Raw genomic sequence first — 13,352 nt, 5'->3', positions numbered from 1 at the left:
CAGGCTGCACTTTATCGAAAGCGCACCAAGCGTGCTCGTTAAATGCGACGAACTGCAAAATAAGGCGCCGCGCTGCAGAAAAGAGCGCATGGCCGAACTGGCGCGCGCAGGGTATTCGCTATATAGTCATCCGAAGCGCCTTGCCCAGCATGCATAAACCAGGAGAGCGTCATGACGTTGGAAGCCTTGCTGCAAAACCCGAACGCCCTCCCCACCGCCCCCAGGGTGGTCGAAGAATTGATCAGCAGCTTTGAAAAAGCCGAGGTGTCGGTCGACGACATCGCCCGCACGCTCTCGCTCGACCCGGTGCTGTCGGCCAAGCTGCTGCGGCTGGCCAATTCGGCGTATTACCATGTCTCGCGCCGCATCGGCAACGTTGAAGATGCGATCCGCATGCTCGGCTTTGTGACGGTCAGGACGCTCGTTATCAGCAGCGGCCTGGTGGGCGGCTTCAAGACCGTGCCCGGCCTGGACTTGAAGCGTTTTTGGCGCTACAGCATGAACACGGCGGTGGCCGCCAAGTGGATCGCCAGGAAAGTGGGCTTGAATACCGACCTGGCCTTTACGATCGGAATGATGCACGCGATCGGCCAGTTGGTCATGCACACCGGCTTGCCGGCCGAGGCGCAGGAGCTCGACAAGACCGTGGACTGCTTTCAACCCGCCCGCCTGGCGGCCGAGCATGCCGCCTTTGGCTACGACTACAGCGAGGTCGGCGCCGAACTGGCGCTGCGCTGGAAGTTCCCCGATGTGTTCCCGGATACGATGCGCGGCTTCCCGCAGCCGCTGGCGGGTGCGCCCTTGAGCCGGATGGCGGCGGTGGTGCATCTGGCGGTATGGCGCGCGGCCGCCGAGGAGCTCAAGCTGGACGCTGCGGCTCGCGCGGCGAGCGTGCCGGTCGCCGTGGCGGCCGCCCTGGGACTCGGTCCGCAAGAGCTGCTGGACGACATGCCGGGGCTGGCGGACCTGTCCGCAGGGCTGGAAGAGATGATTCATTAGACAAGGTTGTGGGTTTTTTGAATTTATTTTCAAAATACCCTCAAGTTTGCATTTGCCGTGCCGTTACAAAAAAGGACAAGCGGTAATCCTTTTACATATCCTGGCAAGGTGAGCATCATGACCCCGAACGACGTTCTCTCGATGTACGAAAATATTGCCGGCTTGACCAGCAAGATGGCCGGCGCGGCGCAGGCGGGCGATTTTGACGGCTTGTCGCGGATGGAAACGCAATGCGCCTTGCAGTCGGTGCAAACGATCGGCGGCGTACCGGCACTCGAAGGCGCGGCGCGGATGCGCAAGATTGATTTGCTCAAGATGATCATGGCGAACGACCGGGCGATCCGGGATGTGACGCAGCCGTGGCAACTGGCCGACGTGGTGCGCGCGACGCACTGAGTTTGACCAAATTTAAGAAAGCCGTTCCGCGCAAGCTGAGCGGCTTTTTTTATGGGTACATCGCGCTCGCGCAGGCGCTCACTTATAGATTGGCCCGGGAGTATAAAAAAATCGTCCTCGCGCACGCGGCTGTTGCAAAAGGGGCCGCGTGGACCGTCGGAAAAGGGGGCCGCCCAGGCCTTCGCTTTTCCGACCTACTCCTTCTGCGACACCCGCGTGCGCGAGGACGATGTGGGTACGGTTTTCGGCCTGCTGTGCAACGGCCGCCGACGCGAGCACAAAGCGTTGGCATACAAAAAAAGCGCCCGCAAGCGCTTTTGTTTTACTGTGCAACCGCCAGCTTCAACGCCAGCGCAATCCCCTCGGCCGCCTGCCCGATCTCCGGCAGCGAAGGAAAACTCGGGGCAATCCGGATATGGCTGTCTTCCGGATCCACCCCATACGGATAAGCCGCACCGGCTGGCGTGAGCGTAATTCCCGCCTCTTTGGCCAGCGCGATGGTGCGCTTGGCAGCGCCCTTTGGCGTCACCAGATCAATGAAATAGCCGCCCTTGGGCACCGTCCACGACACGCCGTCAACCGCGCCCAGATGCGCCTCGAACTGCGCGAGCACCGCATCGAACTTCGGCTTGAGCAGCGCGCGGTGCGCGGCCATCAGCGCATCGACGGTTGCCGCATCCTTCAGGAAAGCGACATGGCGCAGCTGGTTGATCTTGTCCGGGCCGATGCTGCGAATGCCCGCATGCTTGGTCCACCAGGCGATGTTCGCAGGGGAAGCCGCCAGCGCGGCAATGCCGGAACCGGCCCAGCTCACCTTCGAAGTGGACGCAAAGACGATGGCGCGCTCAGCATTGCCGGCCTTGGCGCACGCGTCAAGAATGTCGGCGATGACGATGCTCTCTTCGGTCAGGTGATGGAAACGGTACGCGTCATCCCACATGATCCGGAAGTCCGGCGCAGCCGTCTTCATCGCGGCCAGGCGTGCAACGACCGCGTCCGAATACACGGTGCCGGACGGATTGCTGTACTTCGGCACGCACCACATGCCCTTGATGCTGGCGTCGGCGGCAACCAGCCGTTCGACCAGATCCATGTCCGGGCCGTCGTCGCCCAGCGGGATATTGATCATCTTGATGCCGCGCGCTTCGCAGATCGAGAAGTGGCGGTCGTAACCTGGCACCGGGCACAGGAAACTGACTTGCTGGCCCACCCAAGGCTGGCCGCCCGGCGCACCGTTGAGCAATGCGTAGACGATTACGTCGTGCATCAGCGACAGGCTGGCGCTGCTGTCGACAATCACCTGCGCCGCCGGCACGCCGAGCAACTGGCCAAACAGCGCGCGCGCTTCCGGCAGGCCGACGCCCAGACCATAATTGCGGCAGTCGGTACCGTCCAGCGCCGTAAAGCTGTGCAGGGGCGCCATCAGTGCATTGGACAGGTCCAGTTGTTCGGGCGCGGGTTTGCCGCGCGACATATCGAGCTTCAGTCCGCGCTCTTTGAATGCATCGTATTGTGTTTGTACCGCGAGTGTCATTTTGCTTGCTTTCCGTAATGAAATCACGGACAAGTATAACCTTTTGGCACCAAACTCGCTGCGGGAGGGGGGAATTGGGGAGAGCGATCGCCAGCTATCTGCTGGCGTCGCCTCTTGCCGGTTGCATCCGGCGTCCGCTTGCGCACAGTAGGCTCGCGGACAGCTTCCAGAACAGGCGTTTCTTCAACGATTACCTGCTGATCGCGCCACACTATCGTTGGTGGCTGCGCCAGGTCCGTGTTCCGTTTTTTGCCGCCACTGGGTGACAACGGAAAAGAGTATAACGCACAATGTCAAGTTGTGTAGACGAGTTCGTGCGCGCGACCTCAAAAAAGCAATATTTATTTTTCAAACACCGTTTCAAGCTTCTGCCGTCGCTTCCGCCACCACGGCCGCCACGGTGGCCTTGCGCCGGAAGGGATTGGCCAGGCGCGCATACCAGGCCACTGAATCGGCCGCGGCCGTCTCCACCGTCTTGCCTTTGCGGCGGCTGAGCATGAACCAGACAGCGCCGCCGATCGCCAGCAAGGCCAGTACGATGCCGATCACCAGCAGCCACGGAAAACCGGCGGCAGGTTTGACCACTGGCTTGGCCAGCGCCGGCGCTGGCGGCGGCGCTGGTTCAGCCTTGTGGAGCGTGGCGTCCGGCGCGGCATGCTTGCCTTCCATGGCCACTTGCAGCTGCTTGACCTTGTCTTCGAGCTCCACAATCTGCGCGCTGAGCAGCGCGTTGTTGGCGTCGATCGAGGCGCAGCTCTTGATCTGCTCTTGCGAAAACTGCGGCTGGGGACAGGCGGCGCCGGACGACGGGACCTTGATCACGCGTGCCGGGCGCGATCGCTCAACCTGCGGCGCAGGCTGGGGCGGCGCAATGCGGGCTGGCGCGGCTGGCGCGGCGCGCGCAGGTTCGGCGACGGCAGCGACGGCCAGCGGGGTCGGGGTTGAAAGCGGCACCGCCGCCGGCCGTGGCGCGGGCGCGGGATCGGGCGTGATCCACAAGGTCACCGCGCGTACGTTGCGCCGGTTCCCATCAACCAAATCCAGGAACAGGTGCACGGCGTCGGAGTCGACCGGCTTGACCGACGTGACATGCAGGAACTGGCGGCCATCGCGCCGCATCACCGACAGGTTCAGGCTGCCCAGGACCGGATGCATGGCGATGTTGGCGCCCTTGTAGACGTCGGCGCTGGAAAGGCGCACGGAGACCGGCGTACCGGGTTCCGCCAGCGCGCTCAGTTCGACGTCGGCGATCAAGGGCTGGCCCAGGTGCGAGCGCACCACCGGTTCGCCCAGTTCGGCGGCCTGGGCGCAGGCCAGCATGCCGCTGAAAACAAGGGCGCCGCACAGGCGGAGGGCGTGGGCGAATCGGAGCGGGTGCATAGGAATCAAGTCAGTCGTTTCAGTTGCGGCCATCAAAATTTGTAGCCTTACCTACATTAACGCGCATTGGGATGAACACTTTAATCCGAAAGCCGAACTAAATAGGATGCCGCTATGGAAATGAATCCCGTCCTACAGCGCAGCAATGCCGGAAAACAACAGAACATGACCATGTTCAAATTATTTGTAGACAACAAAAATTGCAGAGATAAAATAAACTTTCCGGCTAATAACTAAACCCAGGAGGCACCATGTTCAAGCAATTTTGCTCCACAGTCGCTGTTGCATTCAGTGTTCTCGTTGCGCCCGTTGTTCATGCGGATGCCTCGACCGCACTGAAAAGCGCCATGGATGCGCAAGCGAAAACATTCGCAGTGACGCACAAGGCCGCTGAAGCAAACGATCCCGTGGCGCAGTTCAACCTGGGCGTGCTTTACGAAAAAGGAGCCGGTGTAACCGAGGACCTGGCGATGGCCCGCATCTGGTACCAGAAAGCGGCCGATCAGAATGAGGGCAAGGCGCAGTTCAATCTTGCAGTAATGCATTTACAAGGCGAAGGCGGGCCGAAGGAACCTGTAGCGGCGGCAAAGCTTTTCAAAGCGGCTGCCGAGAAGGGAGACGCTGCATCCATGGCCAACTTGGCCGTCCTGTACGACTCGGGCAATGGCGTTGCCAAAGACCCCAAAATGGCGTTCAAGTGGGCTTTGAAGGCGGCCGAGGCCGGCAACGTCCCGGCGCAAGTGAATGTGGCCTCCATGCTGCGCACCGGCCGCGGCTGCGAACGCGATTTTATCAAGGCGGCGGCCTGGTACCTGAAAGCTGCTGAAGCGGGCAACGGCGTGGCCCAGGAACGCATCGGCTACATGTATTCGGTGGGACAGGGCGTGCCGCGCGATGCGGCTGAAGCTGCCAGATGGACCGGTTTTGCTAAGGACGCCGGTGTGCGCATCACGAGCTTCACGGAATAAAAGGATGGGATCGATGCGCCGGCTCGTCGAACCGCTCCAGCAGAGGCGATAGACTGGTTCCGGCCCCACAGGTACGACTGTGGCCGGATGCCGGCATCTGACTGTCTGGTGACCTTTGGAGTAAACTCGTTAATCCAAACACCACACAAAACAGGATGCCGCTATGGAAACGAGAAGCGAAAAGGACAGTTTCGGCCCCATCGACGTGCCCGCCGCGCACTTGTGGGGCGCGCAGACCCAGCGCTCGCTGCTGCATTTCGCCATTTCGACCGAGCGCATGGCGCCCGAACTGGTGGCTGCCCTGGCCCAGGTCAAGCGCGCCGCGGCCGCCGTCAACCGCTCGCTCGGCCTGCTGCCGGCCGACAAGGCCGACGCCATCATGCGCGCGGCCGATGAAGTGCTGGGCGGCGCCCATCCCGACGAATTTCCGCTGGTGGTTTGGCAGACCGGTTCCGGCACCCAAAGCAACATGAACATGAATGAAGTGCTGGCCAACCGCGCCTCCGAATTGCTCGGCGGCCAGCGCGGCGAAGCGCGCCTGCTCCATCCGAACGACCATGTCAACATGGGCCAGTCCTCGAACGACATGTTCCCGACTGCGATGCACGTGGCCGCCGCCGCCGCCGTCACGCACGCGGTGCTGCCGGCGCTGGCCAAGCTGCGCGGCACTTTGATGATCAAGTCGCGCGAATTTATGGACATTGTCAAGATTGGGCGCACCCATTTGCAGGACGCCACCCCGCTCACGCTGGGGCAAGAGTTTTCGGGCTATGTGGCGCAGCTCGAGTATTCCGAGCACGCGCTCAAGCACGCCCTGCCCGGCCTGCTGCAATTGGCCGCCGGCGGCACGGCGGTCGGCACGGGCTTGAATGCCCATCCCGACTTTGCCAACCGCATCGCCGCCGAACTGGGCTCGCGCACGGGGCTGTCGTTCAAGTCGGCGCCCAACAAATTTGCGGCGCTGGCCGGCCACGACGCGCTGGTGGGCGCGCACGGCGCCTTTAAAACGCTGGCCACGGCCTTGATGAAAATCGCCAACGACGTGCGCTGGATGGCGTCCGGTCCCCGCTCCGGCCTGGGCGAAATCACCATCCCCGAAAACGAGCCGGGCAGCTCCATCATGCCGGGCAAGGTCAACCCGACCCAGTGCGAAGCGATGACGATGCTGTGCTGCCAGGTGTTCGGCAATGATGTCGCGCTGACCATCGGCGCCGCTTCGGGCAATTTTGAACTGAACGTCTTCAAGCCGATGATCGCGCATAATTTTCTGCAAAGCGCGCGCCTGCTGGCCGACGGCATGCGCTCGTTCGACGTGCACTGCGCGCACGGCATCGAACCGAACCGCGAACGCATCGGCGAACTGATGGAGCGCTCGCTGATGCTGGTGACCGCGCTCGCGCCGCATATCGGCTACGACAAGGCGGCGCAGATTGCCAAAAAGGCGCAGCACGAAGGCAGCACGCTCAAGCAGGCGGCGCTGGCGTTGGGGTTCGTGACCGAGCAACAGTTCCATGAATGGATCGTGCCGATCGCGATGACGCGCCCCGGCCTGTGACGCGCGCGGCAAGCAGGCCAGCGTCGCTGGCACGCTGGAGTTGGCTGCTGGTGCTGGCAGCGCTGCTGGCGGCGTACCTCTGGTTCGCGCGCAAGCATGACCTTGAAGCGGCCATCAGGCGCGACTTTGCCGCCTCCGGCAACAAGGTGATCGACTTGCCGAAATCGATTCCGTTTGCGTGGACGCGCGTGTGCATCCTGGGTCCCTATTCGGATGCCAAGGCGACGAGCGCCCTGCTCGGTTTCGCATGGAATTCAGACGCGCATTCCAACGTCAAGAAAGATGACGGCGTCACGCTGCTGGTGTTTACGAACAAGAATATGGTGGTTGGCGCGGTCGACTTTTCGCGCGAGCTGGCACCCATGGCCGGCAAGTGCTACCCGCGTGCCGACGCCAGGTTCCAGGTTCTCCTGTAAACTGCGCAATCGGGCGACTTAACAAGATATCCAGGAATTAAATGCAAAATCTCACTTTCGACCTTGCGGGCGAATTCGTTGAACTCAATCAGTTGCTCAAGCTCTCAGGGCTGTGCGACAGCGGCGGCGCCGGCAAGAACATGGTCGCCAGCGGCGTCGTCAAGGTCGACGGCAAGAAGGAATTGCGCAAGACTGCCAAGATTCGCGCCGGCCAAGTGGTGCTGGTGGGGGACGTGCGGATCAGCGTGAACGAGGTTCATTAACTGGGCGTTTGGGGAATATGAAATACGCCGGCAGCGTGACGGCGGCAGCGGCTTGTCACTGTTTGCGCCCTGACAAACACGGAAGTTCTTGCTTGCTTATATTATAAGACGTTACCAACCGGTTGAAGGTGGCCGCCATGGACAGCCCGGAACAAAACCCCCAAACGCAGGAACGCCTGATCGGCGACTTGCGCCTCGTAATCGAAAATGCGGAGGAATTGCTTAAAAATACAGACCAGTACACCAGCGTTCTGTACCAGAGCGCGCGCGCCAAACTCGCGCTTGCCTTAAATGCGGCCACCGAAGAGCTGGCCCGTTTCGAAGACGCCAAGCTGGGCCGCATGATCGAAGCGACCCATGCCGCCAGCCACCTGCACGCCGAACATAGCGGCGAAGCGCGCATCATGCGCGCCTTCCTCACGTAATTCCCGCAGGCGCACCGGCTGTCATGCCGGTGCCGCCAGCATTCCCTCTTCCAGCCACACGTTCAGGTTTGCCGCAAGGTCAAAAGCATCGTCGAGGTCGAAGGCGGCGTCGAGCGCTTCTCCCATTGTCCTGCCGCTGGCCAGCGCCAGCAGCGCTGCGTGGCTGGCGGCGGTGAGCGCGACTGCGGTGGTTTTCCATGCGGGGCGAACGATCGCTGCGGTGCACGGCGTTGCCATCGCTTGCGGAAAGACGGCGCCGCTATCGGCCTGGTGCGCTTGCCACAGTTGCGCGATGGCCCAGCTTGACGCGAACAGGGCACAGGCGGGATGCAGCGCGAAGCGGGCATCTTCAAACTCTTGCGGCGACAGGGCCGACAGCGCTGCAGCGCTCAGCGCGGCGCCGTCTGGCGCGTAGTGGGCGCGGTGTAGCAACCATTCAAAGCGCGCCATGTCGGGTAGATAGGGATAGTCGGCGACGTGTTCGAAGAGGGCCAAAAAATCGGCGAAGCTGGCGCCGAAGTGATGCAGGTCGGCGTTGTCGGACGGGTGAGCCAGACCGTAGGCGCGCGCGAGGGCAGTGAAGAAGTCGTCGCCGACCAGTGCGCGCACAATGGGAAATGCCGCGCAGAGCACCTTGTTCCAGGTGGCGGTCAGGTTGCCCCGGTACAGGCCCAGGCGCTCGGAAGGGTTACCGGATTTGAGGTGCACGAGGAGTTCGCCCTCGCTGTCCACGTCGGTAAGCGCTCGCGCAAACGCCTCTTGCACACTGTGGGGCGAAACAGCCGGAGACTCGCCGAGTCCGGCACACTTCCACCAGATGGTCGGGTGCGCAGTGTGTTGTGCCACGTCTTGTCCTATGGCTTGACCAGCCGCGATCACGCGCGCCTTTTCCGCTTCGGCCAGCAGCACTTCCAGCGCCGGGACATCGGTATCCCACTCGATGAGAGTGGGCGCCGCCCCGAACCGCGCCACGGCCGCCCGGTACAGCTCCCACACCTGCGGCGCCACCTGCGCGCCATGATGGTCGATCACCGCCGCCGGCGTCACCAGGTGCCCGGCCAGGTGCATTTCGCCCACCGTCCCCGGCGCAAGCACCCCCAGGGCGGCCATGGCATCCTCGCCATGATTGCACTGGTTGACGTACAGGTTGTTCACATCCAGCAGCAAGCCGCACCCCGTACGCTGCGCCAGCGCGGCCATGAATTCGGTCTCGCTCATCGCATCGGCATGAAACCGCACGTAGGTCGAGACGTTCTCCAGCAGGATGGGGCGGCCCAGGCAATCTTGCACCTGGCCCACGCGTTCGCACAGCAGCGCCAGCGTGGCCTGGTCCAGCGCCAGCGGCAGCAGGTCGTTCAACTGGCGTGCCTGCACCGCGCCCCAGCACAGGTGTTCGGAGACCAGCATCGGTTCGACCTGCTCGACCAGCGCGCGCACGCGCTCGAGGTGGGAGAGTGAAAAGCCGCGCGCCGAGCCCAGGCCTAGGCCCACCCCGTGCAGGCTGAATGGATAGTCGCGCCGCAGTTGGCGCAGCACGTGCCACTCCCAGCCCGCGCGATCGAGAAAATTTTCAGTGTGGACTTCGAGCCAGTCGACCTTGGGCCGTTGCTCCAGGAACTGGCGATAGTGCGGCGCGCGCAAACCCACGCCAACGCGCGGTGGCGCCGTGGCGGCGCGCATCGATGACGTCACGCTGTCGGCGCCGCGGTATTACTTGCTTGTTTCGACGGCCAGGGTCCCGCCAACCTTCACGCAGGTGCCCTTGGCCACATGCTTCCACTCGTTCTTGTCCTTATCGACCGTGGCCTGGCCGGCGCAGCTGTGCGAGCCGTCGGCGCTGGAGCAATCATTCTGGCCCGCTTTGGCAACGCCGTAGCATTTTTCCTGCGAGCCCTTTTTGGCCATGTTCGGCTTGGCATCGGCGACCGCGACGGTCAGCACGCAGACACCTGCGAGCGCGGTGGCAATGACAACTTGACGTTTATTCATTGGATTGTCCCCATTGTTGGTTTTGATTGAATTTCGCTGTTTCCATGATGTAGTCCATTGTGGCAGCACGATAGTTACCATACTACACTTTTACGTTTGCTTTCACTTCAACGAAAAAAGCCCGGCTCCTCCACTGCGGGAGGTAGCCGGGCTCAGCGTAACGCCTATATGGTGGGCGAGCGGCTATCGACAATAACGCGGCCCCTCCGCGTTGTGTTGACAAGCCGCGGCCAAAAAAAACAGTCAGGCGCTCGTGTTAATCGTGTTGCCGAGGTGGGCAGGCAGGTTTTGCAGCGTCGGCGGCGACGATACGGAGTTGATCAGCTGGGCCGCGGTGGAGGCTTGAATTTGCTGGGCACGCTTGAGCACGGCCAGCCCGACCTCCTGCTTGACACCGGTTTCCGCAACGCTGCTGGAAAGGTTTGCTAATGAAGCGACATCCATGACTTCCTCCGTAGTTCGGCCTATCTTTGATTGACGGCGCGATTTTCAAAAACTTGAGGATTATTTTCAGATAGATGCTGACGCACCCATGCCAGCACGGTGGCAGGCGCGTTCAGGTCGAGCCAGGCGACGTCAGCTTTGACGCCGTCGGGTCGGGCCACGTCGGCGGCGACGGCGACAATATGGGCGTCGTTCGCATACAACGCCGGCTGCCCCAGCGAAGGGCGATGCACCTCGATCTTGGGCACGCTCTCCCATTTATAGCCTTCGACCAGCGTCAGGTCGGCCGGCGTCAGGCGCGCCAGCTGCTCGCCAAGCGAAGGCTCGGGCGCGCCGCGCAGTTCGCGGATCACCGCCACGCGAAATGGCGAGGCAATCATGACTTCGGCCGCGCCGGCCATGCGCAGGCGTGCGCTGTCCTTGTGCGGGGGCTCAAGCATGATGTCGTGATGGCTGTGCTTGATGACGTTTACGCGCAGCCCGTCGGCCGCCAGATGCGCCACCAGGTATTCAAGCAGCACCGTCTTGCCGCTGCCCGACCAGCCGACGACGCCGAGGACCTTGTGCATGCCTGCTCCTTTCAAAGTGATGGTCAAGATATTTGTCTTTATAACGCTAATAGGCAACCCGATATCGCGTGCCGCGATAGTTCATCACCGCCGCTTTGGGCAAGAGCTGCTCGAGGATCAGGCCGGGGGCGACCTCCTCGCCTTCGTGGCGCAGCACCTTGTCGATCAGTAGCAGCCGGTCAGCGGGGTTTTTCGAGTACATATAGCCGCCAAAGGTGACCTTCGGCAGCTCGCCGCGCTGGGGCTCGGGCAACTGGCTCATGAAGGGCAGGTTTTCCTCGGGTGCGCTCGGCTCCGGCGCGGGTGGCGGCGTTTTGGCCTGAGCCGGCATGGGCGCCGCGCGCGCCAGCGCAGGCGCGACGGGCGGCGGGACGGGCGGCGCCGCTACCCGCGCAGGCAGAGGCGCGGGTAGTGGCACAGGCGCGGGCGCGGCCACCGGCACCGGCACCGGAGGCACGACGATCACCGGCGGCGGCTGCGGCGCGGCCACCAGCACGGGCGGCTCGGCCGGCGCCGGCTGCACCGCCAGCACGGCCGGCGCGGCGGGCGCCGCGTTCCGCCACCACGCGACAGCGCCGCCCGCGGCCAGCACGGCGGCGCAGCCGAGCGCAATCCACAGCGCCGTGCGCGAGGTGGCGGCGTGAGCCGGAGCCGCTGCTTGGATCGGCATGGCGTGTAAAGTCGGTGCGCTGCCAAGCTGGCGTTCGGCCTGGGCTTTTTTGAGGGCTTCGAGAATATAGGACATCTTATTTTTTTCCCGTTCTGGCAGCGAGCAGGCGCGGCTCGGCGACGCCCGACAGCTGGTTCAGGCGCATGTAGGTGCGCGGTCCGGCCACGCCGTCCGCCTTCAGGTTTTGCTGCGCCTGGAAGCGGCGCAGCTGTTCCAGCGAAGTCGCGTCGAGCGGCACGCCGGCGGGGGGCGTTGGCGTGCCATTGAGTTGGGCCAGGCGGGCCGCGATCCAGTCCACATCTGGCCCCTGCTCGCCGCGCGCGACCTGGTCGCGGAAAGCGCGCGGCATGCTCCAGAACGTGGTGAAGGCGCCGTCAAAGCGCGCCGCCAGCGCGGCCACGCCAATGGTCTGGCTCTTGCCATTTTGGCGCAGGGTGATGCTGGCGTCGTCCATGGCGGTCAGCACCGCGTAACTGACCGCGCCGCCATCGCGCAGCGTGAGGATGGCCGGTCGGTCGAGCAGGCGTAGTTCATACAGGCCGCCCTTGCCCTGGTGGCAGCGCACATTGAGTCTTGCGCTGACCTGGCAGACGTCGCCGGCGGGCAGCGCCTTCCCCCACAATGACGCCAGCTCGCGCAGCGCCAGCTGTTCGTCGCTGTGGGCAAACGGCGCGGCCGTTGGCAGCACGCGCGCCGCTGGCGCCGGCGCCGGCGCCGGGAAAGGCAGCACGGGTACGGCGGCCGTGGGCGCCGGCGCGGCGACCTGCGGACGCAAGTGCCAGGCAGCTGCTGCGCTGACCGCGGCTGCGGCCAGTACGGCCAGCGCCACCAGCGGCCAGCGCGGTTTGACCGCTGCTATGCCTGGCTGCCCGGCAAAGACTTCATCGGCGGCCCTGCGCAAGATGGTGCGCGTGACTTGCGGGCTGTTCTCGACATAGGCGCCGAGCAGCGCGCGGTCGCACAGCAGGTTGATCCTGCGCGGCACGCCATGGCTGAGCTGGTGGATGCGCGGGATCAGCGCGCGCGGAAACGGGGTGGAGGCGACCGCGCCGGCCACGGCCAGCCGGTGCGCGATGTAGCTGCCCGTCTCAAGCTCGGACAAGGAGCCCAGGTGATAGCGCGCGATCACGCGCTGCGCCAGCTGTTCGAGTTCGGGCCGCGCCAGCATGGTGCGCAGTTCGGGCTGGCCGATCAGGATAATTTGCAGCAGCTTGCGCTCGTTGGTCTCGAGATTGGTGAGCAGGCGCAGTTGTTCGAGCACGTCGGCCGAGAGGTTCTGCGCTTCGTCGATGATCAGCACATTGTTCTTGCCGCCGGCGTGGCTGGCCAGCAGATGCACGTTGATCGCGTCCACGTACGTCTTGACGCTGACCGGCCCGGCGCCCGGCAGCGTGAGCGCGATGCGAAACTCGTCGCAGATCGACAGCAGCAGTTCTTCAACCGTCAGCTTGGGGTTGAAGATATAGGCGAGCTTGCAGTTGGCGGGAATCTGCTCGATGAAGCAGCGGCACACGGTGGTCTTGCCGGCGCCGATTTCACCGGTCAGCAAGACAAAGCCGCCGCCGCTGCCCACGCCATAGAGCAGGTGCGCGAGCGCTTCGCGATGGCGTTCGCTCATGAACAGGTAGCGCGGATCGGGGGCGATCGAGAACGGCGATTGCTTCAGGCTGAAGTAGTGCGTGTACATGGATTCCCAACGGTTTTGCCAACAATCTTGCCGACGGTTGCGCCGAAGGCTACACCC

At 63.5% G+C, this 13,352-nt stretch carries 15 protein-coding genes; 7 read left to right on the top strand and 8 right to left on the bottom strand.

The features are described 5' to 3' along the window. The first annotated feature begins 171 nt into the window (after positions 1-171). A complete protein-coding gene (locus ACP7BV_RS00805; protein WP_426100511.1) occupies positions 172-999 on the top strand; it encodes an HDOD domain-containing protein in 828 nt (275 codons plus the stop codon). Between the two features lie 117 nt (positions 1,000-1,116). Further along, positions 1,117-1,395, top strand: a complete 279-nt coding sequence (locus ACP7BV_RS00800; protein WP_426100509.1) for a flagellar protein FliT — start codon at positions 1,117-1,119, stop codon at positions 1,393-1,395. A 322-nt stretch (positions 1,396-1,717) separates the two neighbouring features. On the opposite strand, the gene ACP7BV_RS00795 is transcribed toward ACP7BV_RS00800, so the two are convergent. After that, a complete protein-coding gene (locus tag ACP7BV_RS00795; RefSeq protein ID WP_426100507.1) occupies positions 1,718-2,929 on the bottom strand; it encodes an aminotransferase class I/II-fold pyridoxal phosphate-dependent enzyme in 1,212 nt (403 codons plus the stop codon). A gap of 360 nt (positions 2,930-3,289) precedes the next feature. After that, positions 3,290-4,309 carry a type IV pilus assembly protein FimV gene (locus ACP7BV_RS00790; protein WP_426100505.1) on the bottom strand — a complete coding sequence of 340 codons (1,020 nt, stop codon included), beginning with the start codon at positions 4,307-4,309 and terminating at the stop codon, positions 3,290-3,292. Positions 4,310-4,560: 251 nt separating this feature from the next. Here ACP7BV_RS00790 and ACP7BV_RS00785 point away from each other — a divergent pair, with 251 nt between their 5' ends. The 5 genes from ACP7BV_RS00785 to ACP7BV_RS00765 all read left to right on the top strand — a co-directional run bounded on the left by ACP7BV_RS00785 (position 4,561) and on the right by ACP7BV_RS00765 (position 7,936). After that, positions 4,561-5,277, top strand: coding sequence for a tetratricopeptide repeat protein (locus ACP7BV_RS00785; RefSeq protein WP_426100503.1), 717 nt, complete (start codon positions 4,561-4,563; stop codon positions 5,275-5,277). 163 nt (positions 5,278-5,440) lie between these two features. Next, positions 5,441-6,832, top strand: coding sequence for a class II fumarate hydratase (fumC, locus tag ACP7BV_RS00780; protein ID WP_426100501.1), 1,392 nt, complete (start codon positions 5,441-5,443; stop codon positions 6,830-6,832). Beyond that, a complete protein-coding gene (locus tag ACP7BV_RS00775) occupies positions 6,793-7,248 on the top strand; it encodes a hypothetical protein (RefSeq protein WP_426100499.1) in 456 nt (151 codons plus the stop codon). The genes fumC and ACP7BV_RS00775 overlap by 40 nt, the downstream gene beginning before the upstream one ends. 41 nt (positions 7,249-7,289) lie before the next feature. After that, positions 7,290-7,511 (top strand): RNA-binding S4 domain-containing protein, encoded by a 222-nt coding sequence (locus ACP7BV_RS00770; RefSeq protein WP_426100498.1) that lies wholly within the window; start codon positions 7,290-7,292, stop codon positions 7,509-7,511. Positions 7,512-7,648: 137 nt separating this feature from the next. Continuing rightward, complete coding sequence (locus ACP7BV_RS00765; protein ID WP_426100496.1) at positions 7,649-7,936, top strand: DUF883 family protein; 288 nt, start codon at positions 7,649-7,651, stop codon at positions 7,934-7,936. Positions 7,937-7,957: 21 nt separating this feature from the next. On the opposite strand, the gene ACP7BV_RS00760 is transcribed toward ACP7BV_RS00765, so the two are convergent. From ACP7BV_RS00760 to ACP7BV_RS00735, 6 genes are all read right to left on the bottom strand, one after another. Then, positions 7,958-9,628 carry a DUF692 family multinuclear iron-containing protein gene (locus ACP7BV_RS00760; RefSeq protein WP_426100494.1) on the bottom strand — a complete coding sequence of 557 codons (1,671 nt, stop codon included), beginning with the start codon at positions 9,626-9,628 and terminating at the stop codon, positions 7,958-7,960. An 18-nt stretch (positions 9,629-9,646) separates the two neighbouring features. Next, the gene (locus tag ACP7BV_RS00755) at positions 9,647-9,925 is read right to left on the bottom strand and encodes a DUF2282 domain-containing protein (RefSeq protein ID WP_426100492.1); all 279 of its coding nucleotides are present in this window, start codon (positions 9,923-9,925) and stop codon (positions 9,647-9,649) included. A gap of 243 nt (positions 9,926-10,168) precedes the next feature. Next, on the bottom strand, positions 10,169-10,369 hold the full coding sequence (locus ACP7BV_RS00750) for a YjfB family protein (protein ID WP_426100490.1): 201 nt from the start codon (positions 10,367-10,369) through the stop codon (positions 10,169-10,171). A gap of 20 nt (positions 10,370-10,389) precedes the next feature. Further along, the gene (gene mobB / locus ACP7BV_RS00745) at positions 10,390-10,965 is read right to left on the bottom strand and encodes a molybdopterin-guanine dinucleotide biosynthesis protein B (RefSeq protein ID WP_426100488.1); all 576 of its coding nucleotides are present in this window, start codon (positions 10,963-10,965) and stop codon (positions 10,390-10,392) included. Positions 10,966-10,984: 19 nt separating this feature from the next. Beyond that, positions 10,985-11,683, bottom strand: a complete 699-nt coding sequence (locus tag ACP7BV_RS00740; RefSeq protein WP_426100486.1) for a general secretion pathway protein GspB — start codon at positions 11,681-11,683, stop codon at positions 10,985-10,987. A gap of 1 nt (position 11,684) precedes the next feature. Continuing rightward, positions 11,685-13,295 carry an AAA family ATPase gene (locus ACP7BV_RS00735; RefSeq protein ID WP_426100484.1) on the bottom strand — a complete coding sequence of 537 codons (1,611 nt, stop codon included), beginning with the start codon at positions 13,293-13,295 and terminating at the stop codon, positions 11,685-11,687. Positions 13,296-13,352: the final 57 nt, after the last annotated feature.

Origin of the sequence: Massilia sp. TSP1-1-2, from assembly GCF_049896185.1 — a bacterium.
GTDB lineage: Bacteria > Pseudomonadota > Gammaproteobacteria > Burkholderiales > Burkholderiaceae_D > Telluria_A.
The sequence above is the reverse complement of the archived record's forward strand: the minus strand, read 5'-3'. Positions and strand labels throughout refer to the sequence as shown.

What these genes read in the sequence shown, in the direction of transcription:
- ACP7BV_RS00805 (WP_426100511.1), top strand. Translation starts at nt 172, where the DNA reads ATGACGTTGGAAGCCTTGCTGCAAAACCCGAACGCCCTCCCCACCGCC.
- ACP7BV_RS00800 (WP_426100509.1), top strand. Translation starts at nt 1,117, where the DNA reads ATGACCCCGAACGACGTTCTCTCGATGTACGAAAATATTGCCGGCTTG.
- ACP7BV_RS00795 (WP_426100507.1), bottom strand. Translation starts at nt 2,929, where the DNA reads ATGACACTCGCGGTACAAACACAATACGATGCATTCAAAGAGCGCGGA.
- ACP7BV_RS00790 (WP_426100505.1), bottom strand. Translation starts at nt 4,309, where the DNA reads ATGCACCCGCTCCGATTCGCCCACGCCCTCCGCCTGTGCGGCGCCCTT.
- ACP7BV_RS00785 (WP_426100503.1), top strand. Translation starts at nt 4,561, where the DNA reads ATGTTCAAGCAATTTTGCTCCACAGTCGCTGTTGCATTCAGTGTTCTC.
- fumC (WP_426100501.1), top strand. Translation starts at nt 5,441, where the DNA reads ATGGAAACGAGAAGCGAAAAGGACAGTTTCGGCCCCATCGACGTGCCC.
- ACP7BV_RS00775 (WP_426100499.1), top strand. Translation starts at nt 6,793, where the DNA reads ATGGATCGTGCCGATCGCGATGACGCGCCCCGGCCTGTGACGCGCGCG.
- ACP7BV_RS00770 (WP_426100498.1), top strand. Translation starts at nt 7,290, where the DNA reads ATGCAAAATCTCACTTTCGACCTTGCGGGCGAATTCGTTGAACTCAAT.
- ACP7BV_RS00765 (WP_426100496.1), top strand. Translation starts at nt 7,649, where the DNA reads ATGGACAGCCCGGAACAAAACCCCCAAACGCAGGAACGCCTGATCGGC.
- ACP7BV_RS00755 (WP_426100492.1), bottom strand. Translation starts at nt 9,925, where the DNA reads ATGAATAAACGTCAAGTTGTCATTGCCACCGCGCTCGCAGGTGTCTGC.
- ACP7BV_RS00750 (WP_426100490.1), bottom strand. Translation starts at nt 10,369, where the DNA reads ATGGATGTCGCTTCATTAGCAAACCTTTCCAGCAGCGTTGCGGAAACC.
- ACP7BV_RS00740 (WP_426100486.1), bottom strand. Translation starts at nt 11,683, where the DNA reads ATGTCCTATATTCTCGAAGCCCTCAAAAAAGCCCAGGCCGAACGCCAG.
- ACP7BV_RS00735 (WP_426100484.1), bottom strand. Translation starts at nt 13,295, where the DNA reads ATGTACACGCACTACTTCAGCCTGAAGCAATCGCCGTTCTCGATCGCC.